23 protein-coding genes are annotated in these 25,833 nt (G+C 35.5%); 19 read left to right on the top strand and 4 right to left on the bottom strand.

Features of this window, described 5'->3' with window-relative positions; all coding sequences use genetic code 11:
• Window positions 1-54: 54 nt before the first annotated feature.
• The 18 genes from SJY30_RS09755 (at window position 55) to SJY30_RS09670 (ending at window position 17,778) form a co-directional block, all read left to right on the top strand.
• Window positions 55-1,686 (top strand): isocitrate lyase, encoded by a 1,632-nt coding sequence (locus tag SJY30_RS09755; protein WP_396632032.1) that lies wholly within the window; start codon window positions 55-57, stop codon window positions 1,684-1,686.
• Window positions 1,687-1,837: 151 nt separating this feature from the next.
• Window positions 1,838-2,401: a TetR/AcrR family transcriptional regulator gene (locus SJY30_RS09750; RefSeq protein WP_396632031.1), complete on the top strand. Its 564-nt coding sequence runs from the start codon at window positions 1,838-1,840 to the stop codon at window positions 2,399-2,401.
• Window positions 2,402-2,476: 75 nt separating this feature from the next.
• Entirely contained in the window at window positions 2,477-3,025 is a 549-nt protein-coding gene (locus SJY30_RS09745) for a carboxymuconolactone decarboxylase family protein (protein ID WP_396632030.1), read from the top strand.
• Window positions 3,026-3,231: 206 nt separating this feature from the next.
• Window positions 3,232-4,227 (top strand): type I glyceraldehyde-3-phosphate dehydrogenase, encoded by a 996-nt coding sequence (gap, locus tag SJY30_RS09740; protein WP_396632029.1) that lies wholly within the window; start codon window positions 3,232-3,234, stop codon window positions 4,225-4,227.
• A gap of 67 nt (window positions 4,228-4,294) precedes the next feature.
• Complete coding sequence (locus SJY30_RS09735) at window positions 4,295-4,609, top strand: EthD family reductase (RefSeq protein ID WP_396632028.1); 315 nt, start codon at window positions 4,295-4,297, stop codon at window positions 4,607-4,609.
• A 3-nt stretch (window positions 4,610-4,612) separates the two neighbouring features.
• Entirely contained in the window at window positions 4,613-5,257 is a 645-nt protein-coding gene (locus SJY30_RS09730) for a DsbA family oxidoreductase (RefSeq protein WP_396632027.1), read from the top strand.
• Between the two features lie 22 nt (window positions 5,258-5,279).
• On the top strand, window positions 5,280-5,942 hold the full coding sequence (locus SJY30_RS09725; protein ID WP_396632026.1) for a peroxiredoxin-like family protein: 663 nt from the start codon (window positions 5,280-5,282) through the stop codon (window positions 5,940-5,942).
• Between the two features lie 24 nt (window positions 5,943-5,966).
• Window positions 5,967-6,317 (top strand): DoxX family protein, encoded by a 351-nt coding sequence (locus SJY30_RS09720; RefSeq protein WP_396632025.1) that lies wholly within the window; start codon window positions 5,967-5,969, stop codon window positions 6,315-6,317.
• Between the two features lie 24 nt (window positions 6,318-6,341).
• On the top strand, window positions 6,342-7,055 hold the full coding sequence (locus tag SJY30_RS09715) for a haloacid dehalogenase type II (RefSeq protein WP_396632024.1): 714 nt from the start codon (window positions 6,342-6,344) through the stop codon (window positions 7,053-7,055).
• An 82-nt stretch (window positions 7,056-7,137) separates the two neighbouring features.
• Window positions 7,138-7,791, top strand: a complete 654-nt coding sequence (locus tag SJY30_RS09710; RefSeq protein WP_396632023.1) for a hypothetical protein — start codon at window positions 7,138-7,140, stop codon at window positions 7,789-7,791.
• 191 nt (window positions 7,792-7,982) lie between these two features.
• Window positions 7,983-8,225: a hypothetical protein gene (locus SJY30_RS09705; RefSeq protein ID WP_396632022.1), complete on the top strand. Its 243-nt coding sequence runs from the start codon at window positions 7,983-7,985 to the stop codon at window positions 8,223-8,225.
• A 329-nt stretch (window positions 8,226-8,554) separates the two neighbouring features.
• Window positions 8,555-9,370 (top strand): DUF6597 domain-containing transcriptional factor, encoded by an 816-nt coding sequence (locus tag SJY30_RS09700; RefSeq protein WP_396632021.1) that lies wholly within the window; start codon window positions 8,555-8,557, stop codon window positions 9,368-9,370.
• Window positions 9,371-9,455: 85 nt separating this feature from the next.
• On the top strand, window positions 9,456-9,830 hold the full coding sequence (locus SJY30_RS09695) for a VOC family protein (protein WP_396632020.1): 375 nt from the start codon (window positions 9,456-9,458) through the stop codon (window positions 9,828-9,830).
• A 234-nt stretch (window positions 9,831-10,064) separates the two neighbouring features.
• On the top strand, window positions 10,065-10,709 hold the full coding sequence (locus SJY30_RS09690) for a hypothetical protein (RefSeq protein WP_396632019.1): 645 nt from the start codon (window positions 10,065-10,067) through the stop codon (window positions 10,707-10,709).
• A gap of 293 nt (window positions 10,710-11,002) precedes the next feature.
• Complete coding sequence (locus tag SJY30_RS09685; protein ID WP_396632018.1) at window positions 11,003-13,273, top strand: ATP-binding protein; 2,271 nt, start codon at window positions 11,003-11,005, stop codon at window positions 13,271-13,273.
• A 293-nt stretch (window positions 13,274-13,566) separates the two neighbouring features.
• Complete coding sequence (locus SJY30_RS09680; protein ID WP_396632017.1) at window positions 13,567-14,475, top strand: NAD(P)/FAD-dependent oxidoreductase; 909 nt, start codon at window positions 13,567-13,569, stop codon at window positions 14,473-14,475.
• 37 nt (window positions 14,476-14,512) lie between these two features.
• Window positions 14,513-14,890 carry a VOC family protein gene (locus SJY30_RS09675; protein ID WP_396632016.1) on the top strand — a complete coding sequence of 126 codons (378 nt, stop codon included), beginning with the start codon at window positions 14,513-14,515 and terminating at the stop codon, window positions 14,888-14,890.
• A 260-nt stretch (window positions 14,891-15,150) separates the two neighbouring features.
• Window positions 15,151-17,778, top strand: coding sequence for an MGH1-like glycoside hydrolase domain-containing protein (locus tag SJY30_RS09670; RefSeq protein WP_396632015.1), 2,628 nt, complete (start codon window positions 15,151-15,153; stop codon window positions 17,776-17,778).
• Between the two features lie 123 nt (window positions 17,779-17,901).
• On the opposite strand, the gene SJY30_RS09665 is transcribed toward SJY30_RS09670, so the two are convergent.
• The 4 genes from SJY30_RS09665 to SJY30_RS09650 are packed head-to-tail and all read right to left on the bottom strand — an operon-like array spanning window position 17,902 to window position 22,631.
• On the bottom strand, window positions 17,902-20,535 hold the full coding sequence (locus SJY30_RS09665) for an MGH1-like glycoside hydrolase domain-containing protein (RefSeq protein ID WP_396632014.1): 2,634 nt from the start codon (window positions 20,533-20,535) through the stop codon (window positions 17,902-17,904).
• Window positions 20,536-20,556: 21 nt separating this feature from the next.
• Window positions 20,557-20,859, bottom strand: a complete 303-nt coding sequence (locus tag SJY30_RS09660; protein WP_396632013.1) for an antibiotic biosynthesis monooxygenase — start codon at window positions 20,857-20,859, stop codon at window positions 20,557-20,559.
• A gap of 12 nt (window positions 20,860-20,871) precedes the next feature.
• Window positions 20,872-21,933, bottom strand: coding sequence for a DUF4365 domain-containing protein (locus SJY30_RS09655; protein ID WP_396632012.1), 1,062 nt, complete (start codon window positions 21,931-21,933; stop codon window positions 20,872-20,874).
• Window positions 21,934-21,947: 14 nt separating this feature from the next.
• A complete protein-coding gene (locus tag SJY30_RS09650; RefSeq protein ID WP_299796701.1) occupies window positions 21,948-22,631 on the bottom strand; it encodes a cell division ATP-binding protein FtsE in 684 nt (227 codons plus the stop codon).
• A 156-nt stretch (window positions 22,632-22,787) separates the two neighbouring features.
• Between SJY30_RS09650 and SJY30_RS09645 the strand changes: the two genes are divergently transcribed.
• The gene (locus SJY30_RS09645; RefSeq protein ID WP_396632011.1) at window positions 22,788-25,805 is read left to right on the top strand and encodes a tetratricopeptide repeat protein; all 3,018 of its coding nucleotides are present in this window, start codon (window positions 22,788-22,790) and stop codon (window positions 25,803-25,805) included.
• Window positions 25,806-25,833 lie beyond the last annotated feature (28 nt).

Genomic DNA, 25,833 nt, shown 5'->3' with positions numbered 1-25,833 from the left:
CGGCAACAATGTACAGGATCTCATTATCAATAATAAATAACGTATTTCAAAATTATGAAAAATTTAGAACAAAGCAAGTACAGTTCAGCATTAGAGACTGTAAGAAACCTAAAGCAAAAGTACGGGGCAACTTGGAATGATATCAACCCTGAAAATGCTGCTAGAATGGTCGCTCAAAATCGTTTTAAAACCGGATTGGATATTGCGAAATATACAGCGGGGATTATGAGAAAAGACATGGCAGATTATGATGCGGATTCATCTAATTACACCCAATCTCTTGGTTGCTGGCATGGTTTTGTGGCTCAGCAAAAAATGATTGCCGTGAAGAAACACCATAAAACTACCAGTAAAAAATACTTATACCTTTCTGGGTGGATGGTGGCTGCATTACGTTCAGAATTTGGACCCTTGCCTGACCAATCTATGCATGAAAAAACGGCGGTTTCTAGTTTAATTGAAGAAATCTATGATTTTTTACGCCAAGCTGATGCTATTGAATTAAACGATTTGTTCAGAAGATTGGAGAATGGGGAAGATGTGCAAGATGAAATCGATAATTATGAAACCCATATCGTGCCGATTATTGCTGATATTGATGCCGGTTTTGGTAATGAAGAGGCTACGTATTTATTGGCAAAGAAAATGATCCAAGCTGGTGCATGTGCCATACAGATAGAAAATCAGGTGTCAGATGCAAAACAATGCGGTCACCAAGATGGTAAGGTAACCGTACCTCATGAAGATTTTGTTGCTAAGTTAAATGCAGTGCGATATGCTTTTATTGAATTGGGAATTGACGATGGGGTAATCGTAGCCAGAACAGATTCTGAAGGTGCGGGACTTACACAGAAATTGCCGGTAAGTCAAGAACCTGGCGATTTGGCTTCACAGTATTTAGCTTATGTAGAGGCAGAGGAAATTGATATTACCGATGCTCGTGAAGATGATGTGCTTTTAAAAAGAGACGGTAAATTGGTACGACCAATTCGCTTGCCTAACGGATTGTATAAATTTAGAAACGGCACCAATATAGATAGGGTAGTTTTGGATTGTATTACAAGTTTGCAAAATGGCGCTGATTTACTTTGGATTGAAACACCGACACCTAATGTAAAGCAAATTGCACATATGGTGAATAGAATTAGAGAAGTGATACCTAATGCAAAATTGGTATACAATAACTCACCATCGTTTAACTGGACCTTAAATTTCCGTGGTCAGGCATATGATGAAATGCTTGCCGAAGGTGAGAATATGACGGAGTACGATAGAAATAATTTAATGGACGAAGCTTATGATGATTCAGAATTATCATTCCGTGCAGATATGAAAATAAGAAGCTTTCAGGTAGATGGGGCTAGGGATGCCGGTATTTTTCACCATTTAATTACATTACCGACCTATCATACAACGGCATTGCATATGAGCGATCTAACCAAAGGATATTTTGGTGAAGAAAGTATGTTGGCATATGTAAAAGGGGTACAAAGACAAGAAATTCGTAAAGGTGTTTCTTGTGTAAAACATCAAAGAATGGCAGGGTCTGACCTTGGTGACGATCATAAATCTTTCTTTGCAGGCGATAAAGCTTTAAAAGCAGGTGGCGAGAAGAATACCTCTAACCAGTTTGATGCTGGTGCCAAAAGTAAGAAAACTGAAAAAGAGGTAGGCGTGTTGTCTTAACACATGTATGGTTTTGCTTACTTTCCTTAAATGGGTCAACCTACGGGTTGGCTCATTTTTTTTAATCATTACTTCTGTCAATTACTAAATAGAAGTTAAAAGTTTTTATATATCAAAGCACTTGCTTAGTTTTGTGGTGGAATTAGAAATCATGGCACGCAAAAAACAATATAACGAAGCTGAAGTCATAGAAAAGGCAATGCGCCTGTTCTGGCGTAATGGCTATGAAAGTACCTCTGTTCGTATGTTGGAAAAGGAAATGGGTATTAACCAGTTCTCAATATATGCCAGTTTTAAAAATAAGGAAGGTGTATTTTTAGAGAGTATTAAACTGTATAATGCTCAAATTAAATCCATCACCAATACCTTGGAAAATTCTAATAACGGAGTGGAGGGAATCAAAAATTATTTCTACGATTTTTTAGACTTCTCAAGGGAAGGTGCAATTTTTAAGGGTTGCCTGGTTACCAATACGGTAAACGAAATAAAAGAAGATTCCAACCCTATTATTATGGCGGCATTAAAACGCTTTTCTTTAAGTATTAGAGAATTGTTTGTAAGGAATCTTAAACAAGACGACGAAAGGGATGTAAAAGAAATAGAGGCACAGGCCGATTATTTAATGAACGCCCTTTTAGGTTTGTCGATTTCATCGAAAGTGTTCAATGAAGCAAAGCTTAAAGATATCATTAGAATGACGTTCTTACCCTTGTAGCATTTTTTTTAAACTATAACTAAGCAGTTGCTTAGATTTAACATAGATATAATAATTATTAAAATTAGAAACATTATGACAACTTTAAAAGTACACGACATTGAATCTGCACCAGAAGGTAGCAAGCCATTATTAGAAAACTCTCTAAAAGCATTTGGCATGGTACCAGGTCTTCATGGGGTACTTGCATCAGCACCAAAAGCCTTGGAAGGTTACCAAGTATTACATCAATTATTTACGGAAACTTCGTTCAATAACGATGAGTTGACCGTGGTATGGCAAACAATCAATGTTGAGCATTCATGTCACTATTGTGTACCTGCACATACCGGTATTGCTAATATGATGAAGGTCGATGAAGCTATTACTGAAGCTTTACGTAATGAAACTCCTTTGACAGATGAAAAATTAGAGGCTTTACGTACGTTCACATTAAGTGTTGTTCGTAATAGAGGTAACGTAACGCAAGAAGATTTAAATGCTTTTTACGCTGTAGGTTACGGAGAACAACAAGTATTGGAAATTATTTTAGGCTTGGCGCAAAAAACGATTAGTAATTATACTAACCACATTGCAAACACGCCGGTAGACGATGCTTTCAAAAAATTTGAATGGTCTAAATAAATTGGTTTCGTAATTCCCCCTAAGAAACCATGGGTTGATTGTTGTAAGCCTTCTGCTTATGGGCAGAAGGCTTATTAATTAACAAAACCCTAATATAATAGAATCGTCTTATAGCAAAGTAATAAGTAAGTTAGGGTAGTCTATATATCGATTTCTTAATTACGCTAGTAAGAAATCTTAATCTGTAACACTTAAAAAACTAGAAAATGAAAAAAGTAGCAATTAACGGAATGGGACGTATAGGAAGAGCCTCTTTAAAGGTGATTTTAGATACGCCAGAATTAGAATTGGTAGCGGTAAACGATATTGTATCCATAGAAAATATTGCTTATTTACTAAAGTATGATTCTGTGTATGGTATATATGAAAAAGAGGTTTCTCATGATGAGAACAACTTGATCGTAGATGGTAAAAAAATTGAATACAACTCGCAACGCAATCCTGAAGATTTACCTTGGGCATCACATGAAATTGATGTCGTCATTGAAAGTACCGGTTTCTTTACCAAGAGTGAAGATGCCAAAAAACATATTAAAGCGGGTGCCAAATCGGTTATAATTTCCGCTCCTACAAAAAGTGAAGATATACCAACAGTAGTACACGGTGTTAATACCGATGCCGGGGAAACCAATATTTTTTCTTGTGCAAGTTGTACCACCAATAATATTAGTCCCGTAGTAGAGGTATTGGGGCGTAGAGTCGGTATTAAAAAAGCGATCATGACAACGGTACATGCCTATACGGCTTCTCAAGGTATTGTAGATGCGCCTTCACAAAAGAACATGAGAATGGGGCGTGCCGGTGCCGCCAATATTGTACCTACATCAACGGGTGCGGCTATAGCAACTACCAAAGCCTTACCGGAATTTGCCGGTAAGTTCGATGGTGTTGCCCTACGTGTACCAATTCCGGTTGGGTCGATGTCAGATTTAACTTTTGTGACCGAACGCGAAGTAACTCCTGAAGAAATAAATGCAATCTTTAAGGAAGAAGCGGCTACCGACAGGTATAAAAATATTCTGGACACCACAGATCAGCCTTTGGTCTCTTCCGATATTGTAAAGAATCCGCATGCTTCTACGGTAGATTTGGGTATGACAAGGGTAGTAGATGGCGATTTATTAAAAGTGATGACTTGGTACGATAACGAATGGGGTTTCACCAATCAAATGATCCGTCAAATATTAGCTGAAATCAAATAAAACAAAGCTTTAGGTATTTCTGGTCTTCAGGAATACCTACATTCTTTTAACTATATAAATATAAAACATGATTAAAGTATCTGTAATGTATCCGAACAGCGAAGGCGTAAAGTTCGATACGGAATATTATAAAAATACACACTTACCCATGGTTCAAAAACTAGTGGGTAGTGCTTTGAAAGGATTGGAATTAGATCTTGGTGTTGGTGGCAGAGCGCCAGGCGAAGCTGCACCCTATGTAGCCATTGCTCATTTAAAGTTTGATGATGTAGCTTCTTTTCAAGAGTCATTTGGTCCTCATGCAGCGACATTTGCGGCAGATGTTAAAAACTATAGCAATGTACAAGGTGAGATTCAGATCAGTGAATTGGTAATATTTTAAGAGATGAAAGAGAAATTAAAAATAGATATCGTTTCTGATGTAGTTTGCCCATGGTGTATTATTGGGTATAAGCGTTTAGAAAAAGCGATTTCAGAACTAGGTGTTGAAGACAGGGTAGAGATTGAATGGCAACCGTTTGAGCTAAATCCTGGTATGCCACCAGAAGGTCAAGACCTTACGGAACATATTGCCGAGAAATATGGTTCTACTGTAGAGCAACAACAAGCATCGCAACAAAACATGACCGATATTGGGGAAGAACTTGGATTTAAGTTCGACTATTTTGAAGGTATGCGTATGGCGAACACTTTTGATGCTCATGTGTTGTTAGAATATGCTAAAGATTTTGGGAAGCAGACCGAACTTAAAATGCGATTGATCACTTCTTTTTTTACCGAAAGAAAAGATGTTTCTGATAGAGCTGTTTTGAAAGAAGCTTTGTTGGATGTTGGCTTAAATGCAGATGAAGCATTGGCAAAACTAGATAGCGAAGAAGCCAGATACGAGGTAAGAAACAAACAAGGTGAATGGAAGAATATGGGTGTAAACTCTGTGCCTACTATCGTCTTTAATATGAAAAGTGCAGTAACAGGTGCACAACCCGTTTCTACTTTTAAACAAATACTTGGCGAACTAATTGCCGATTAATAAAAATATAAATTCGTCTATCATGAGCACAACAAATAAAGGGGAGCTAGATGCATTATTAGCGGTAAAACGCCAAGAAGCAGCTGTGAAGTTTACTGATGAGAAAAAGCAAATCTATGCTGAGGGTATTACTAGCGTTGTAGCATCTGGGGTATTGGAAAATGCTTTGAATGTCAATAGTAAAGCACCTAACTTCACCTTGAAAAATGCATCGCGCAAATCAATTTCGTTATATAATGAATTAGAAAACGGACCAGTAGTTCTAACATGGTATAGAGGTGGCTGGTGTCCGTATTGTAACATCACACTGCACTATTTGCAAGAAAAACTACCTGAATTTCAAAAAGCAGGTGCTACTTTGATTGCAATTACACCAGAGTTGCCAGATAACTCACTAAGTACAGCAGAAAAAAATTCTTTAAAGTTTTCTGTTTTGAGCGATGTGGGTAATGTTGTTGGAAAAGAATATGGTGTAGTGTATTCCTTGACCGATGAGGTTGCTGCAATGTATGAGGCAGGTTTTGGTTTAAGTAAGGTAAATGGAGATGATAGCAATGAGCTTCCGTTAGCTGCAACTTATGTGATCGATACCGATGCGATAGTACAATATGCTTTTTTAGATGTTGACTATAGAAAACGCGCAGAAGTATCAGAAATATTAACAGCTATTAATAAGCTAAAATAATATTCATTTAACCAATCAATAATTATGAATGTGAACAAAATAATCTATTACGTTGCTACAGGTGTTTTTACCTTGGTCATGTTGTTTTCTGCAGGCATGTATTTTTTTAATCATGAATATATTAAAGGAGCCTTTACGAGTTTGGGCTACCCTACATATTTAATTTATCCGTACGCTACTGCAAAGTTGGTGGGGTTATTTGCTATATGGAATCCTAAGTTTCATATTACAAAAGAATGGGCGTATGCCGCATTTTTCTTTGCGGTTACCTTAGCATTTTTTGCACACATTATGGTAAGTGATGGGGAACAAATGGCGGCTGTAATTGCTTGGGTGTCATTGGTTGTTTCTTATATCTTTAGTAAAAAAATATAAATACATTTAAAAACAACTAGGGTTATGGATAATATTAAGAAACATAAAAATTCAAAAACTATTCGCCCTAAAGTGTTGTTCTTTGATGTCAATGAAACGCTTTTAGATCTTACTAATGTTAAAAAAGAAGTCGGCAAAGCATTAGGCGGAAGAGAAGATTTACTTTCTCTTTGGTTTACAACAATGTTGCAGTATTCATTAGTGACTTCTGCTAGTGGTCAATACAAGCCATTTGGTCATATTGGTGCTGCCGCATTGCAAATGGTAGCTGCAAATCATAATATAAACCTGACGGAAGCAGATGCGCGTAAAACCATTTCTGAGTCTATGGGTAATTTGCCCGCGCATATTGAGGTTAAGGAAGCGCTTGCCCAATTAAAAAACGCGGGATACAAATTAGTAGCATTCACCAATTCATCTAAAGACGGATTAAAAAAGCAATTTGAAAGTGCCGGATTGACCGAGTATTTTGATGAAATGCTAAGCGTAGAACCAACGGGGAAATTCAAACCCTTTACAGATACGTACGCATGGGGAGCAAAACAAATGGGTTTGGAACTAGAAGAGTGTATGCTCATCGCAGCCCATGGCTGGGATGTTGCAGGAGCACTTTGGGCAGGCTGGCGAGCAGCGTTTATAGGTAGACCTAGTCAACAAGAATATCCGTTAGCGCCCAAAACAGAAATAGTAGTGTCTGATTTAAAAAAAGCAGCGGACATTTTAGTTACTTACAAGTAAAAACTGTTGCCATTTCATTTTCAAATTAAAAGCATCTAAGAATATGTATCTTTGCTTTACCATTAACTAAAGAAAGTATTACATGTTTAAAAGAACACTATTCGTTGCCCTAATTGCACTTACCCTAACTTCTTGTTGGAAAGATAAAAGTCCGGAAGACCTTATTCGTTTAAAAGATAAATTCAAGTCTCAAGTAGACGATTTTGAGAATAAGAAAGAGACCGCGAACAAAAATGTAAATAAAGGTCTAGAATCTTTAAACGCTTTAAAAAGCGCTTTGGAAGATACCAAGAATGAAGATAAGGAATTTGCCAAGGTATATGGAGATTGGGAAAAAGTAGACCGCAGGGTAAAAAACCTTACCAAAGAGTATGAAGATCTTAAGGAAAAGGCTTCAAATCTATTTACGGCTATGGAAACCCAAACCAACAGTCTAAGTGACGAAAAAAGTAAGAAAACCTTGTTGGGCGCTATTGAAAAGGCACGTACAAAGTATAACGGTACTTTAGCCAACACCTCTAAGGCAATAGATAAACTTAGGTTGTTACATGGCGATGCCGTTGAGGTCGTTAAAGCATTAGAAGTGGCTGCTGCCCTTAACTCTTTCGATAATATCAATGATCAAATGAAAAGCATTGAAGGTCGCGTTGACGGTATCATGCAAGAATTGAACGTTGCCGTTGTAGAAAGCAAAAAACTATACGAAAAGAAAATTACCGAATTAGGGGAGGAATAGTTTAGATTTTTATTTTTTCCTAGGAGAAAGCCAGTATGAACACATACTGGCTTTTTTTTGTACCACTTTTTTATTAAATCGCTCAATACTTTTGCATTATACCGTTGATTTGGCTTTTAAAACATTTTTTTAAAATTTGTAACAAACTGACTAGTAATATTACCTATTAACTGTAATCATAAAGAACTAGCATGAAATTCGGTAAAGCTTTACAAAACATCGGATACGTTTTATTTGGAATAGGAGTGATAGCGAAAATAGTTACAAGACTCTCTGATGGAGAAACATCGGATATGCTTTCGAATTTTCAACTTCTAAAATTACTTGGATTGGTTTTTTGGATTAGTGGATTTGCCATTATGGAAATCAGAAAAAGAAGAACAAAGAATGAAGGTAAAGAGGAGCTCAATAAACCTCCTGTAAATCAATCGTAATGAAAAAGAATAAAAACTATATAGTAACATTTATTGTTGGAATTCTATTCTCTTTTATCGTCTTGTGGTTATTAGTCCATGGTCGGTTTTTAATCGGAATTTTTGCGGGCGTTACAAGTATTCAAATTCTTAGGAATAGGCTGTGTAAAACAAGTGTTGACAATGGCTAAAATTCATGGTTTGCTGATTTGTTAACAGGAGATAATTACTAAAAAGCTATCTTTAGGTACAGATAAATTTTCTTAACTTCTTTTCTTACCGACCCAATTTAGCTATGCCACGTTCGGTAATGATGCTTAGGTAATATGAGAACAAAACAAAATCATTAAATGAATCACCAAATATTTGAGCCACAAGAGAATTTGAAAGAGTGGGTTAAATGCTATTGGAATTTAGAAAGTGATTTTGAAAATACACCGTTAAAAAATACCATTGTTCCAGACGGTACAATGAAACTCATCTTTCATTATGGAGATACGTATAGGCATCATCCAGATAAAAAAGAGAGTATAATTCTTCCGAAATGTTTTTTAATTGGGCAACTGACAAAACCATACGTTGTAGAACCCTTAGGTATTACGGGGTCATTTGTAGTTAGATTTCAGCCTAACGGTTTTTTACCTTTTTCTAATATTTCAATAAAAGATATTCAAAATACAGCGGTACCCTTACAAGAGTTGTTTGGAAAGGAAGGTGTGAAAATTGGAAATAAAATTTTAAACGCTGATACGACCTCAGAGCGGATAGCACTAATCGAAACTTTTTTACTTGAAAGATTAACCGAGAAAAATGTAATTGACACTATCGTAAAATCAACGGTAGATACCATTATAGAAGCTAACGGACAATTTTCTGTCAATGAACTTTCTGAGCGAAATAATATTAATCGCAGACAATTAACACGAAAATTTTCTTCAACCATAGGGCTAAGCCCAAAACAGCTTATAAAAACTGTAAGAATTCAGAATACACTAAAAACACTGCTTACAAAAGAAGTTTCTAGCCTTACAGATTTGGCTTATGAGAATGAATACTTTGATCAAGCACATTTTATAAAAGACTTTAAAGAATTTACAGGCCTGACTCCAAAAGAATTTTACGGCGACGATTTAAAAATGTCCTTAATTTTTGATAGTGAAGATTAGGCTTGTCCCATTTTTACAATTTTTAGGTTTTAATTCTTAGCAAATTTGTAGTGCAATTAAGCAACAAAACTATAAAGCTAATCAAATGAAAAACGTAAATCCTGTAAACTGGTTCGACATCAATGTATCAAACTTAAACACTGCAAAAGAGTTTTATGAAACTGTGTTTAATATTAAACTTGTTGATTTTCCTATTGAATTTGGAAAACAAGCTGGCTTTCCCTTTGACCCGAAAGGATTGAATATTACCGGTGCCTTAGTAGAAAAAGAAGATTTTAAGCCCAACGGCAATAACACCATTATATACTTTGAATCTGAAGATTGTATAACTGAAGAAAATCTAGTTGAAAAGGCTGGTGGAAAAGTTATAAGATCAAAAATGTCTATTGGAGAGTTTGGTTTTATCTCTATTTTATTGGATAGGGACGGGAATACTATAGGACTTCATTCAAGAAATTAAATATGAGGTAATTCCATTTTAACTATTTCTGTAATGTAAATAAAAGGCTTAAAAGATTTTGATAAACTAGTTTTAATCCTTTTGTTTTTATGATCATCAATCACTTATTATATTAGCTTTTTGCCCTTTTTAAAACCTATACCGATTTATTAACAATTTGTAATATGTAAATTGCTTTTTAAAATGAGAATGAGGTTTTTGATTAATTTTTTAGCATATAATAGAAAATCATTGATGAAAAATGTCACATACATTATTGTTATTGTGCTTAACCTTATTTTTTGGACCTCTAGCGCACAAAATACAGATCAGAATAATCATAAAATGACCAACGCGGTCAAAGAGCTTATTACAATGGGTGAAGATACTATTGTGGCAATGGCACTAAGGCGTATAGATGAAAATGTTTCTATTGAAAAATTTACATCTGCAAGCGTATTATCTAATGGCGAAGAAGTGTATGTTTCTTTTAGAAATCAATACAAATACTTACCTATTAACTCAATTTATTATTTTGATGTGGGTGTGAATATTACCTCTGAAACTATCTATAGAAGTTCGGTTGCAAATCCTGTTGGGTATGCGAGCAAAACACCAATTGCTTATTTTCATGAAACAGAAGGCATGCAGAAACATATCAACTTCGTGAAACAGGCAATTGGTGATTTAAAGGGTTTTGAAGTTGATATGATTATACGAGAAAATGACGATTATTATGATATAGAAGTATTGTCGGCATCTCAGGAGTCTAGGTATAAAGTCAAAAAGAGTACTGGAAAAATTTACGATGAATTTCATGCGCATCTTGAGCCAATTCCATATGATTTTGTTGGTGATCGTAGGTTTCAGTTGGTCGACTTTTCTGAATTTGAAAATTAGAATTGTATAGAATAATTTATCTTAAAAGAAGCGATCTCTATTATTTCAGTGGTAATGAATTCTAATATAGAATTAAAGTCCCATTTTATTATAAAAGAGATGGAGTTTTACTTTTGTTAGTATCAAAATTTTTATTGGATATGAGTTGTTGTCTAAATTTTATAGCGCTAAAAATTTTACGGAATTAAAGCCGATTTAATATGTATTTTTCAATATCATCATCTTAAAATGAGGTATATTCATTGCTTCAAAATTTATGATCCGTAATCCTCCTATTTAATTTGTTAGTATACATGAAAAGTCTTTTTTTCAGTGAGTTTATAACGAAATTTAAATCGTTTGTCGGTTCTACAAAAACCTATATAATACTATTAATATTGGCAATAACCTTGTTATTGTATACCATTAGTTTGGGGTATAAACAGGTGAATAGACTTCATAAGACGGGCGATTTGGTATCACATACCTTAGAGGTGCAACGTGCAATTGTAGAACTATCTGCCAATTTTTTAGAGGTAGAAACTATTCAGCTTGAAAAGCTTATTGAAAAACAAGAAACAGATCTTTCTACCATTGTGCTTACGGAAATGGCTCAATCATTGACCAGATTAAAAACACTTACCCAAGACAACAATGCGCAACAAGAACGCATAAAGGCGCTTCAGTTATTACATGAAAAGATAAAGAATGAACTAGATTTCTCTATAAACACAGATAGTGCTGCGGTGGTAAATAGCTTAAGTGCAAAAGACAGCGTGATCATTAATTTTGCCGGTTTGCCTTATAAACGTAAAGAAAGGATATCAAAAATAGTAGCTGAAGCTCAGGTTATTAAAGATAGAATGTTGGCCGAAGAGAACTATTTGATGGTTTCTCGTAAAGAAGAATATACCTCGCAATCTTTTTTAACGCCCATGTCATCTTTGTTGGTAGCTCTAACGGCTTTGGTTATATTTTTAATTGGTTTTATCAGTATTTATAAGCAAAAAGGAGAAATACAAGAGGTAAACGATCAAGTTCATCTAAAGAACAGGAAATTACAGGAAACAGAAGAATTTTTAAAGGGTGTTTATAAAAGTTCTAACAATGTAATCAGTCATTTTGAACCTATTTTTAATACTGAAAAAAATATTATAGACTTTCAGTTTAGGTATACTTCAAATGCCATAGAAAAAGTAACCGGATCAGAACAAAATGATATTATTGGCGGATCGCTTTTAGAGATGTATCCTATGGTCATGGATAATGGTCTTTTTGAATTAATGAAGAAGTGTTATGTGAGCGGCAATACCCAAGAGCATGAGAGCGTGTACACGTTTGAAGATCAAACCAAATACATTTACAATACCATTGTAAAATCTGGCAACGGTATAACCAATACAGCTTGGGACACTACCAAGGTAAAAGAGGCGGAAAAAATCCTTCAGAAATTGAACGAAAATCTTAGCCTTCAGAATACCATTTTTAAAGAGGCTGAAAATGTAGCTGGTGTAGGTAGTTTTATTTGGTATTTAGATGATGGTAGTGCTACTGTTTCTGATAATTTTTATAGGATTTTAGAAGCAGAGCCTAATAGCTTTGAGGTTACTTTTAATGCTTACAATGAATTTGTACACCCAGAGGATATTTCCATATTTGAATCTTTAAGCACAAATGAGATAGAAAAAGGTACTTCTACTATTTTTACATACCGTGTTTCTACTAAGAACAAGAACATAAAGTATCTAGATTTAAAAGGAAAATACGTTGAAATAGATAATAGACCCGTATCTGTAGGTATTGTACAAGATATTACCAGTCGTGTAGAAAAAGACAGGGCACTCATAGATAGTTACGAGAAACTAAAGCTGAGTAATGAAGAGCTTGAATCTTTTAATAGAGTGGCCAGTCATGATTTGCAAGAACCGTTACGTAAAATACAAATGTTCATTTCTAGAATAGAAGATGAGGGCGAAGAAAATATGTCTGAGGGTATTAAAAAGTATTTTGCCAAAATAAAATTAGGTACTTTTAGAATGCGCGGATTAATACAGAACTTACTTTCGTATTCTCGAATAGACAAAGTAAATACAAATTTCGAAAAAATTTCTCTAGACGATATACTTGGTAAAGTCGAAGATGAATTGTCACAGCTTATTAAAGATACCGATACCGTAATTTCATATAAAAACTTACCTGTTATAGATGGTATACCTTTTAAAATAGAACAGTTGTGTACCAATCTTATCGGCAATTCCATTAAATATCGAAAAAGTGATATATCGCCTCAAATACATATTATATCTAAAAGAATACGTGCGGCAGACATTGAAGAAAACTTTAGTAAAACTTCAGCATATTACTATGAAATATCTTTTATAGATAACGGTATTGGTTTTGAACCTGAATTTGCGACCAATATATTCGAAGTGTTTCACAGGTTACATTCTAAAACCGAATATTCAGGTACGGGCATCGGACTCTCTATTTGTAAAAAGATTGTAGAAAAACACCATGGTCACATACATGCAATAGGCAAGAAAGACGAGGGTTCTATTTTCGTTATATATCTGCCTGTCAATTAAGAATACCTTGTACTATATATTATGCTTACTCTCTTTGTTTAAGAAATAGAAGAGACGTATACCTATATCTTTATGTATACAGTAAAAGATGTACATGGTAATTTTTGTACTTCCTTTTTTTAATAACCAATCCTTATTGCAATTAAGTTGCGATAATAATTATAATCGATATATTTGCTTTCTTCACTACTTCAATTGAGTTGCAATAGTGGCACTATAGGTATGATGTAATGTAGCCCTTCAAGGTTACAATGAATCAAGTTTTTGTTTTTACTAATTTCTAATTTGAAAATATGAAGGTTATAGAAAATTACGACGTTATTATAGTAGGTGGTAGTTACGCTGGTTTAGCAGCGGCGATGTCCTTGGGCAGATCATTAAGAAAAGTATTGATAATTGACAGTGGTAAGCCTTGCAATAGGCAAACACCACATTCACATAATTTTATAACCCAAGACGGTAAGACGCCAAGTGAAATCAGTAGTATTGCTAAATCTCAAGTTTTAGAATATAATACTGTACATTTTATATCGGACAAAGCAATTTTCGGTATTAAGAATGAAGATAATTTTACTATTGGCACTAATACCGGGGCAACATATGTGGCTAAAAAAGTGGTTTTTGCTACGGGTATAAAAGATGTCATGCCCAATATTAAGGGGTTTCAAGATTGTTGGGGTATATCTATCGTTCATTGCCCATATTGTCACGGGTATGAGATTAGAAATGAAAAAACCGGTATTATGGTCAACAGTGAGCGTGCTTATCATTTAGCACAGTTAGTAAACAACCTTACCAAAGAGTTGAGTATATTGTCTAACGGGTCTGCTTCTTTTACACCAGAGCAATTAATGAAGTTAGAAGAGAATACTATTGATATTGTAGAAAAGAAAGTTGTTGAAGTGGAGCATGAAAACGGATATATGAATACTATTGTTTTTGACGATGGAAGCAAAGAAAAGTTTAAAGCACTTTACGCTGCGTTGCCTTTTGTTCAGCATAGTGATATACCTGAAGCTTTGAGGTGTAATTTAACGGATGATGGTCTTATTTTAGTAGATCGAATGTGCAAAACTACGGTAACGGGTGTGTTTGCCTGCGGAGACAACAGTATAAAAATGCGATCATTGGCCAATGCCGTAGCATCGGGTACCATGGTTGGTGCGGTTATTAATATGGAATTGGTAAAAGAGAATTTTTAATACTTTAGGTGTGAAATGATAATTCTATATTGCAGTTATGAACTTAAATCAAATTACCGTTCCTTCTATAAATGTAGAGAATGCCATAGCTTTTTATCAAAAATTAGGATTACGACTCATTGTAAGATCACTTCCTAACTATGCACGATTTGAGTGTCCTGATGGAAATTCTACGTTTTCTATTCACTTGGTAGATAAATTACCTCAAGGAATTGGAGTGTATGTCTATTTTGAATGCGATAATCTTGATGAAAAAGTAGAACTGCTTAAAAATAAAGGAGTTAAATTTGATCAGGAGCCTATTGATGAAAAATGGTTATGGAGAGAAGCTAGATTGAAGGATTTAGATGGTAATCAATTGATTTTGTTTTATGGTGGTAGTAATAGATTGAATCCACCTTGGCGTATCAAGTAGACTTTTTCTCCGAATTAAAAATTCTTAGTTGTGTGGTTGCCATAATAACTGGGTTAATTTTAACAAGTTATCGATTTATATGTCTTAATTGTTATGATTAGGCAATACTAATCACTTCATCAATACGTTAATCCTTCTTATAGCAGAACAAATACTATTTTTAATATAACGTTTATTAAAAAGACGCGAATTTATTGAACTTTTTATATTGCCCTTAGGCGGTTGAGGTTGATAAAAATTACTAAACAGAAAAAGACTTTATGGTCCATAAAAATGCTGAGGAAGAAAGATTAGCCGTTGAGGATAATTATAAAAACTGGAAAAGATGGGGTCCTTATTTGGCAGAGCGTCAATGGGGTACGGTAAGGGAAGATTATAGTCCGCAAGGGCATGCTTGGAGTTTTGTTGGTCACGACAAGGCTCGTAGTAATGCCTACAGATGGGGAGAAGAAGGTATTGGCGGCTTTTGTGATTCAAGAGAAATTCTATGCATGGCACCTGCCTTTTGGAACGGAAAAGATGCAATTTTAAAAGAACGCTTATTCGGTCTTACCAATGATGAGGGTAACCATGGCGAAGATGTAAAGGAGCTTTATTTTCATCAGGTATCAACGCCTACGCACTCTTACGCTAAGTATTTATACAAATACCCTCATAAAAAGTTTCCATATACAGAACTGGTAAGAAAGAATAAAAGTAGAAATCGCAAAGAAGCTGAATTTGAGATTTTAGATACCAAAGCTTTTGCCAATAATACGTATTTCGACTGTTTTATTGAATATGCCAAAGAAGATGTTGGTGATATTTTAATGAAAGTTACGGTAATCAATAGAGGACCTAGAGCTGCAAATATTCATGTATTACCACATTTATGGTTTCGTAATTTCTGGAAACACAATCAAAGATTTGAAAGACCAGAGATGAAACCTATTTCAAAGGGTGCTGTACAATCTCGTAGTACACGAAATGGTCGTTACTATTTTTATCACGAAGAAGGTGAACAACTTTTCTGTGAGAACGAGACCAACAACCAACGTATTTACGGTGTTCCTAATGAAGTCGAATATGTAAAAGACGGTATAAACGATCATGTTATCAATGGTCAGCCTACGGTTAACCCAGATAAGAAAGGATCTAAATTTGCCGTTTGGCATAAGCTCCGTTTAAAATCTGGAGAAGAAAAAACAATTAAGGTACGTCTTAGTAAGAAAAAATTGGATGACCCTTGGAGCAATTATGATACTATTTTTGAAAAACGAATTCAAGAGTGTGAAGAGTTTTATGGAGATATCTTAAAAAAAGAACTTCCCGTTCAGCAACAAGAGATTGCTAGGAAAGCTTTTTCAGGTTTACTTTGGACGAAGCAGTTCTACTACTATGATGTATATAAATGGTTATTTGGCGGTCCTGGTGAAGCCAAGCCATATAGAACAGATTCTAGGAATAAGCATTGGGAACATTTGACCAATAGGCATGTAATTTCAATGCCGGATAAATGGGAATACCCTTGGTATGCCGCTTGGGATCTTGCATTTCATATGGCCTCTTTTGTTGAAATAGATCCCTATTTCGCAAAAGAACAATTGCTTTTGGTGCTTAAGGAAAGCTATATGCACCCCAACGGACAAATTCCCGCCTACGAATGGAATTTTAGTGACGTAAACCCTCCTGTGCATTCATGGGCAGTGTGGACGGTTTATGAGAAGGATAAAAAGCGAAACGGTAAAGGAGACGTTAATTTTTTGGAGAAGGCATATCAAAAGCTATTGGTCAACTTTACATGGTGGGTCAACCAAAAGGATAAAAGCGGAACCAACCTCTTTGAAGGCGGTTTTCTAGGCTTAGATAATATTGGGGTTTTCGATAGAAACCACATGCCTGAAGGTATTACGCGTATGCAGCAGGCAGATGCTACCAGTTGGATGGCCATGTTTACCTTGAACATGCTGCGTATGTCTTTAGAATTGGCAACGATTAACCCAAACTATGAGGATAGTGTGGCTAAGTTCTTTAGGCATTTCTTGAACATTGCATGGGCAATGCACCACATTGGTCAAAAAGATATTTCACTTTGGGATGATGAAGATAATTTCTATTATGATGTTGTAGAAATGTCTAATGGAAATACAGACCGCTTAAAAGTAAGGTCATTAGTTGGTATCATACCCATGTTCGCGGTAGAGATCATTCATAAAGATTTGTTCGATGAGTTAAAACACTTTAAGGTACGAGCTGCCGAGATTGTGCGAACAAGACCAGATTTGGCTTCATTGATTTCAAATATTGAAGAGTTTAATTCTGATGGAAACTACTTGTTCTCCATTATGCGTGGATTTAGGCTTGAGAAATTATTACATCGCTTGTTAGACGAGAAAGAATTCTTGTCCGATTATGGTATTCGCTCACTTTCAAAATATCATGAAGAACACCCGTATATATTTAAGCATAACGGGCATCATCAAATTTCGTATGAGTCTGGCGAAAGTCAGTCAAATATGTTCGGAGGTAACTCTAACTGGCGTGGACCAATTTGGCTGCCTTTAAACTATATGATCGTACAGTCGCTTCGTAAATATTACTCATACTACGGTAAACAATATGTATATGAATTTCCAACTGGCTCTGGGGTAAAATTAAACTTGAACGAAATTGCAAATGAGATTTCCAAAAGATTGATCAAATTGTTTGAGCCTAATGAAGATGGTAAGTTTGTGTACCATTCAGAAGATGCTAATCAAGTATTTACTAAAAATGAGCACTTTAAAAACGAGCATTTCTTTTATGAGTTTTTTGATGGCGATTCCGGTAAAGGGTTAGGCGCATCTCACCAAACGGGGTGGACAGCCTTGATTGCGAATTTGATCATGGAGCTAGAACAAAATAGTTAAACATAAACTAGTAAAGAAAGGAACAAAAAGCGAGGTGTTTTTACACCTCGCTTTTTGTTTTAATTCTTGCGTCAGTTCAGATTAACTATTAAATGACAACACTTATTGACTGTTTTGTTTATACTAGTTTTCATCTTCTAATTGCTCAATAAGGTTGGCTACTAAAGCGGTCCAACCTGTTTGATGCGAAGCTCCCAAACCGCGACCATTTTCTCCGTGAAAATACTCGTAGAATAAAATCAGGTCCTTAAAATGAGGGTCTTGATAATATTTTTCGTAGTTCTTATTGATGGCTCTATTGCCTTTTTCATCTTTCTCGAACATGTGAATTAAGCGTTTGCTCAATTCATCACTAACTTGTTTCAGGTTCAGCAATTTTGAGCTTCCGGTAGGGTATTCAAAAAGAAAATCATTACCATCATACCACTGGTACTCACGTAATGCCTGAATGAATAAATAGTTCATTGGCATCCAAATAGGACCGCGCCAATTAGAGTTACCGCCAAATAACGAAACGGTAGATTCTGCAGGTTCATAATCAATGGAGTAATCTATACCATCTATATGAATTTGATATGCTTTCTCATGTATTTTGGATAAAGAACGTATGCCATATTCGCTCAAGAACTCTTTCTCGTCTAAAAGTGCAGTAACCAATTTTTGCATTCTGTCTTTTGGAACTAAGGATAACAATAGGTCACCATCTGCTTCATATTGCTGTATCACCTCGTATTTCAATGTTTCTTTTCTATACTTTTTAAACCAAAGCACACTTGCCTTAAATTTCGGGAATTTATCCAATACACTTTTCTTGATCGTAAGCACAGCTGCCAATGACAACATACCTGCAATTGATCGAACTTTTATAGTGGTCGATTGCCCGTTAGGTAGTGTTAAGCGGTCATAGAAGAAACCTTCAACATCGTCCCAAACATTGGCTTTATCGGTGTCCATTTTGTTCAATGCCTCGGCTATGAATATGAAATGCCCGAAATATTTGGTTGCCATATCTTCATACGAATCGTCATGTTCTGCAATACGTAAGCTTATTTCTAACATGTTTAGACTATACATTGCCATCCAAGCAGTACCATCTACTTGGTCTAGTGATCCGCCACCGGGTACACCATGGCTACGATCAAAGACTCCGATATTATCCAAGCCCAAAAATCCGCCTTGAAAAACATTGTTGTCATTTCTATCTAAACGGTTTACCCACCAGTTGAAGTTCAAGTTGAGTTTATTGAACATCCGTTTTAGGAACTTAATATCCGGTACGCCGGTAATAGATTTATCGGTGCCGTAAATCTGTAAGGTTGCCCATGCCTGTACTGGCGGATTCACATCACTAAAATTCCATTCGTACGCAGGTATTTGCCCGTTAGGTGCCATGTACCATTCTTTGGTGAACAATAGTAGTTGGTCTTTCGCAAATTCTGGATCGATAGAGGCGAACGATGCACAGTGAAATGCAGAATCCCACGCGGCATACCAAGGGTATTCCCAAGCATCTGGCATAGAAAGGATATCATGATTTCGCAAGGTCTTCCATTGGCTGTTTCTGCCATTTTTACGCTCTTGTGATGGGGGTATGGTTTTGTAATCACCTTCTAACCATTTCTCAACTTCGTAATTATAATATTGCTTCGTCCACAGTAAACCGGCAAAGGCTTGTTTTAAAATCGCCTTTCTGTCTTGGCTTGCCTTTGGGGCTATTTCATCATAAAATTGAGCACACTCATTTTGTCTCTTTTTAAATATAGCATCGAAGTCGGCAAAAGGTGCTTCAAGTGTTTCTTCGGTTAAACGAAGTTGAAATGTTTTTGATTCGCCACCATCCAAAATGACTTGATATAGCGGCGCAAATTTTGTTCCTGAATTATTTTTTGTAGCTAACTCAAAATCATTGTTACAGACAGCATTATTGAACACATCTTTTTTAAACGGATGGTCATTTTTATCCTTATAAACCGTTTCTCTATTGGTTTCGTTTTCGGTAAAAAATAAATGCGCCGCTTCTTGAAAATAGAGATTGTAATTGCCTACATACGGGTGGTCAATGTTTACGAACGGTTTCGATTTTGTTCCTTTTTGAGTGATAATCGGTTTTCTAGACATTTTTTTAAATGTCCAGTGATTACGCATTACCATTTGTGGTAATAAAGTGATAGGTGCCGGTTTTGAATGCCTATTGGTAATCGTAATTTTTATAAGAATATCGGTTTCATCGCCTTTTGCATATTCGGTGCTAACATCAAAGTAGGTGTTATCATCGAAAATACCGGTATCTAGTAACTCGAATTCAAGCTCTCTTCGATTACGCTTTTGGTTCTCGTCAATCAATTGATTGTATGGGTATGCTTTCTGAGAATACTTGTACAAATACTTCATGTACGAGTGAGAGGGTGTGTTCTCTAAATAGTAATACAGCTCTTTTACATCTTCGCCATGATTACCCTGCGGTCCTGTTAAACCAAAAAGACGCTCTTTTATAATCGGGTCTTTACCGTTCCATAAACCAATACTAAAACACATATTGCAATAACGATCACTAATACCAGCTATACCATCTTCTCCCCAACGAAAAGCGCGACTTCTTGCATGGTCATGCGGAAAATAGTTCCAAGCATCGCCACCGGCGCTATAATCTTCACGTACCGTTCCCCATTGGCGTTCACTTAAATAAGGACCCCATTTTAACCAATCTTTTTCTTCGGTATGTTGTTGATCTAAACGTTCTTTTTCAGGGTTTTTCATAAGGCAAAGTATTGTATTTAATTAATCTGCAAAGATTTCAAAGTGAGTGACTTTTTCTGGAAAATCGATAAGGTATTTTTTGTCTTCTGGATAATATTTCGCTATTTCATAATCTTGACCTGCAAAATTTTTAATGACTTCTAAGTTCTCCCAGACAGTAATGAGTTTAAAGTATGCGTATTGATTGTCAGAATTTTTTAAGAACATAAGCTTGACAAAACCAATAGTATTACTGTAGTCGGGTATGGCACGAACTTTCATAAAGTTTTTGTACTCACTAAGGTGTTCTATTTTGGTTTTACCTTCCCAAATTCGTGCAATCATTCTTTTGTTGTTTTAATCAGAGTTAGATTGTGTCAATACAGTAAAGGATGATATTAAATCAGATACGATTTTTTGTGCGATTTTATATTCTTCAATTATTATTGTTATAATTTGAAGCATCTGCTTTTTTGCCTCATTTAAAGTTTTGTAATCATTAGGGAGTTGTTCGAGACTGTCTCTTAAAAATTCCATACCCAAAATTGCTTGTTTTATAGAAGAAGGTACATTTTGAATGTTTACAATAGAATCTCGAACTGCTGAAATATCTTTAGTAATTTCATAATTAATCATCAAAGCTTGTTCATAGGCAAAAAGCCCTTGACCAAATGTTTCTGAGAATATTTCACACTCATTTTCCATCCTCTTTGATGTTAAATTTATGTTTTTGGCATAGGAGCCTACATAAGCAACAACTTGAGGTGAAGTAGAGGAAAGACCTCTTTTATTAAAATTGAGTAAGTGCTTATTACTCTCTTTAGATTTTTTATCTAAAAAGTTTAAGTGTTCAATTGTTTTTAAGGTAGATTGTGTAGCGTCTTCAATACACTTAATTTTTTCAAGAATATCATAAATGGTGTGGTCGTCAATATTTTGTCCTTTGAAAATTTTTATGGATTGATATTCTTGTCCTGTATTAGTAAGTAATTTTTGAATTATTAATTTTGATTTTAAATTCAGTACATTTCTTAATGGAATTTCTATTTTCCATCTTTTTTTAGTTTTCTTGATGTTGCTTTTAGAAATTTCAATCCATAACGTTTTATTTGATTCTGGTAAATGTGCAATTAATAAAACTGGAATATCAAAATTTAGCCAATAGTTATAGTGAATATTGGAAATGTAATAAGTTATTTTTTCGCGTGATATTGAAAAGTTACCCTTGCCTGATTTAATTTGTAAAGCTATGAATTTACCTGTAGGATTGCCGTTTATAGATTCTTCAATCAATGCATCTATACCAACATCTACAACTGCTTGTTCTCTAAATATCCATTCAAAATCTTTAATAAAAATGTTTTCAGTAACATTTACTCCTAATCTCTCAGTTGGATTATATCTTTTTGATTGATTCATAGTAAATAAAAAATCTAAACCGCTCTCTGCACTACCTCAAATACTTTATTGGCGTCGCACTTAATTGTTTTAGATGGAAATTTCAGTATTAATGCGTAATCATGGGTTGCCATTAAAATAGTTCTGCCAGATTTATTGATTTCCTGTAATACCTTCATAACCTCTACACTGGTTTGTGGATCAAGGTTTCCGGTAGGCTCATCGGCAATAATTAGTTCTGGATCATTTAATAATGCACGTGCAATGGCAATACGTTGTTGTTCCCCGCCAGAAAGTTCGTGCGGAAACTTAAATCCCTTGGTTTTCATACCTACTTTTTCAAGTACGTTAGAAACCCTGTCATCCATTTTTGCTTTATCTGTCCATCCGGTCGCCTTTAAAACAAAAAACATATTCTGGTTAATATTTCGGTCTGGCAGTAGTTTAAAATCTTGAAAAACAATACCCAGTTTTCTACGTAAAAACGGAATATCTTTTTCTTTCAATGTTTTAAGGTCAAAGTCAACCACATGACCTTCACCTTTTTGCAAAGGTAAATCGCCATAGAGCGTTTTCATGAAGCTACTTTTACCGCTACCGGTCTTACCAATAAGGTATACAAATTCCCCTTTGGCAATTTTTATAGTTACTTCACTCAACACCAAACTCTCTTTTTGAAAAATAGCGGCATCCTTAAGTTCTAAAACAATCTCTTCCATAACGCAAATGTTGTTATAAAAGTAATAAGTTCCATTTGATATTAGAGAACCCTTTTTTAAAATCTTTTTTTTTTGAAGGGGCATTACACATACTTAGGTACAATTTTTGCCGTTATCACATGTGATACTGGTAATTCTAAATAGGTACAGAACACTATGCTTAAAAAAATCACCGCTTTTATTCCAATGGTATTCGGTTTGGTCGCTTTGACCAATGCCCAGGAGACTAAAATCTATACCCACGAACAGAAAGCTTTTCAAGACGCGCTAGCGCTATACAACAACGAACAATACCAAGCGGCACAGACCATTTTCGAGAAGGTTAAAGTGTCTACAAAAGATGAGGAGACCGCTGCCAATAGTGCATACTACGCAGCCAATGCGGCAGTACGTTTAAACCAGATGGGTGCAGACCGATTGATGGAAGATTTCGTGGAAAAATACCCCACTTCTACCAAACGTAATTCTGCCTTTGCCGATGTGGCAGAGTACTACTTTCAAACAGGTAAATACCCATATGCTCTAAAGTGGTACAACAAAGTAGATCAAAGCTCCCTTTCTCGTGGCGAGATGGATAAGTTCAACTTTAATTATGGCTACTCTTTATTCTCATCACGTAAAACGAAAGAGGCGGAGAAGTATTTAGAAAAAGTTGCCAATTCTCAAGTATACGGATCTCAAGCAAAATATTACTTGGGTTATATCTCATATCAAGAAGATGATTATGAAACGGCAAATCAGCGTTTTGATCAAATTACCGATCAAGATGTCTTAGAGGAAAAGCTGAGCTATTATCAGGCTGATATGAATTTTAAGCTCGGTAAATTCGATGAGGCGATTGCTTTGGCGAAAAAACAACTGCTAAAAGCTGACAGACGAGAAGTATCTGAATTGAACAAGATTATCGGGGAGAGTTATTTTAACTTAAAGCAATATGAAAATGCGATTCCGTATCTAACGGAATACAACGGTAAAGGTGGTAAGTGGAACAATACCGATTATTACTACTTAGGTTACGCTTATTATAAAGGTGGCGACTATGCTAGTGCCATAGCTCAATTCAATAAAATTATAGGTGGTACCAATAGCGTTGCACAAAATGCATATTACCACTTGGCAGAATGTTATTTGAAGTTGGATAAGAAGCAGGAAGCCTTAAATGCGTTCCGTAATGCTTCTCAAATGGATTATAGTGCCGAGATTCAAAAAGATGCATTTCTCAATTATGCACGTTTAAGTTATGAGGTGGGTAATGCCTATGAGCCGGTTCCTCAGGTAATCACAAATTATTTAAAAACCTACCCTAAAGATGAGCATCAAGATGAGATGCAGACCTTGTTGGTAGATTCATACATTACTTCAAAGAACTTTGAAGGTGCAATGACGTTGCTAGAGGAGAATAAGAACTATGCCAGTAAAGCTGTCTATCAAAAAGTAGCTTATTACAGAGGTATCGAACTTTTTATGGAAGGCGATTTTAATGCTGCAGCTGAAAATTTCAATAAATCTTTAAATAGTGCAGAAGATATGCTCTTTAAAGCAAGAGCTAATTACTGGAAAGCAGAATCTGATTATCTATCTAATCGTTTTAGTGAAGCAGTACAGGGCTATACGGCTTTCAAGAATAATCCGTCCGCAAAAAACACAGAAATGTATGCCGATGTAGATTACAATTTGGCATATGGTTATTTTAAACAAAAAGATTATTCCAATGCCATTACCTATTTCAATTCGTTCACAGCCAACGGAGCTGCAGAAGTGGAAAAATTACATGATGGTTATTTAAGGTTGGGTGATAGCTACTACGCTACTAGTAAATACTGGCCAGCTATTGAAACCTATAATAAAGCATTGGCATTAACCGGACCAGAGAAAGATTATGCTTTTTACCAAAAAGCGATGAGTTACGGTTATGTGGATAAAGGTGATAGCAAAATTGAAAACTTAGAAGAATTCGTAAGTCAATACCCGAGATCTAGTTTTAAGGATGATGCCTTGTTTGAATTAGGAAACACCTATGTTTCTCAAGGTCAAGAGAACAAAGGTCTTGCTGCTTACGATCGTTTGATCAGTGAGTATAGAGGTAGTTCATTGGTGCCACAGGCGCTAATCAGACAGGGATTGGTAAATTATAATGCCGCTAGAAACGAAGCTGCCTTGGCAAAGTTTAAAACGGTTGTACGCGATTTTCCAAAAACACAAGAAGCAATACAGGCTGTTGCAACGGCTAAATTGGTGTATGTGGATATGGGTCGTGTAAACGAATATGCTGAATGGGTTCGCGGACTCGATTTTGTTGAGGTGACCGATGCGGAATTGGATAACGCTACTTTCGACGCTGCACAAAAACAGAATTTAGAAGGCAATGTTGATGCAGCCATTAAAAGTTATAAAAATTACATTCAACAATTCCCAACTGGTTTACATGCCGTAGATGCTAACTTTAGTTTAGCGCAGTTGTACTTCGGAAAAGGAGAGAAAGAATCGGCTTTACCGTATTACAAATATGTTGCCGACAGAAGCACGAGCGAATATGCAGAACAGGCGTTGACTCGTGTTTGTGAAGTTTATATATCTAAGGATGATTATCAAATTGCACTGCCATATTTATTAAAATTAGAAAGCCAGGCAAACATTTCACAGAACAGAACATTTGCTCGCTCTAACCTAATGAAAGGGTATTACAATCAAAAGAACTATCCGAAGACCTTGGAATATGCAGACAAAGTATTGGCAACTTCGAATATCGACAATAGAATTAAGAGTGATGCGCATATTATGATCGCAAGATCTGCCATTGCAACAAATGATGAGGTAAAAGCAGAATCGGCATATGCTGAGGTATTGAAAATTGCATCAGGGGCAACAGCGGCAGAAGCACTGTATTACAATGCCTATTTTGAAAATTTAGACGGGTCATATGAGAACTCCAATATTGCAGTTCAGAAACTAGCTAAAGATTATGCAGCTTATAAAGAATGGGGAGGTAAAGGTTTAGTGTTAATGGCTAAAAACTATTACGCTTTAAATGATGCCTACCAAGCAACATACATTCTTGAAAGTGTCATAACAAACTTTACCCAGTACCCAGAAATTGTCACTGAAGCAAGAGCAGAGCTTGCTATCATTAAATCGAAAGAGGCGAAAAGTAATTCATCGGTTGATCCTAATTAAGAAATTCACGTACACCAGAAAAAGAACA

It is taken from the genome of Maribacter sp. R86514, assembly GCF_044597005.1.
GTDB lineage: Bacteria > Bacteroidota > Bacteroidia > Flavobacteriales > Flavobacteriaceae > Maribacter.
Note: the sequence above shows the minus strand (reverse complement) of the source record. Positions and strands in the feature narration are given on the sequence as shown.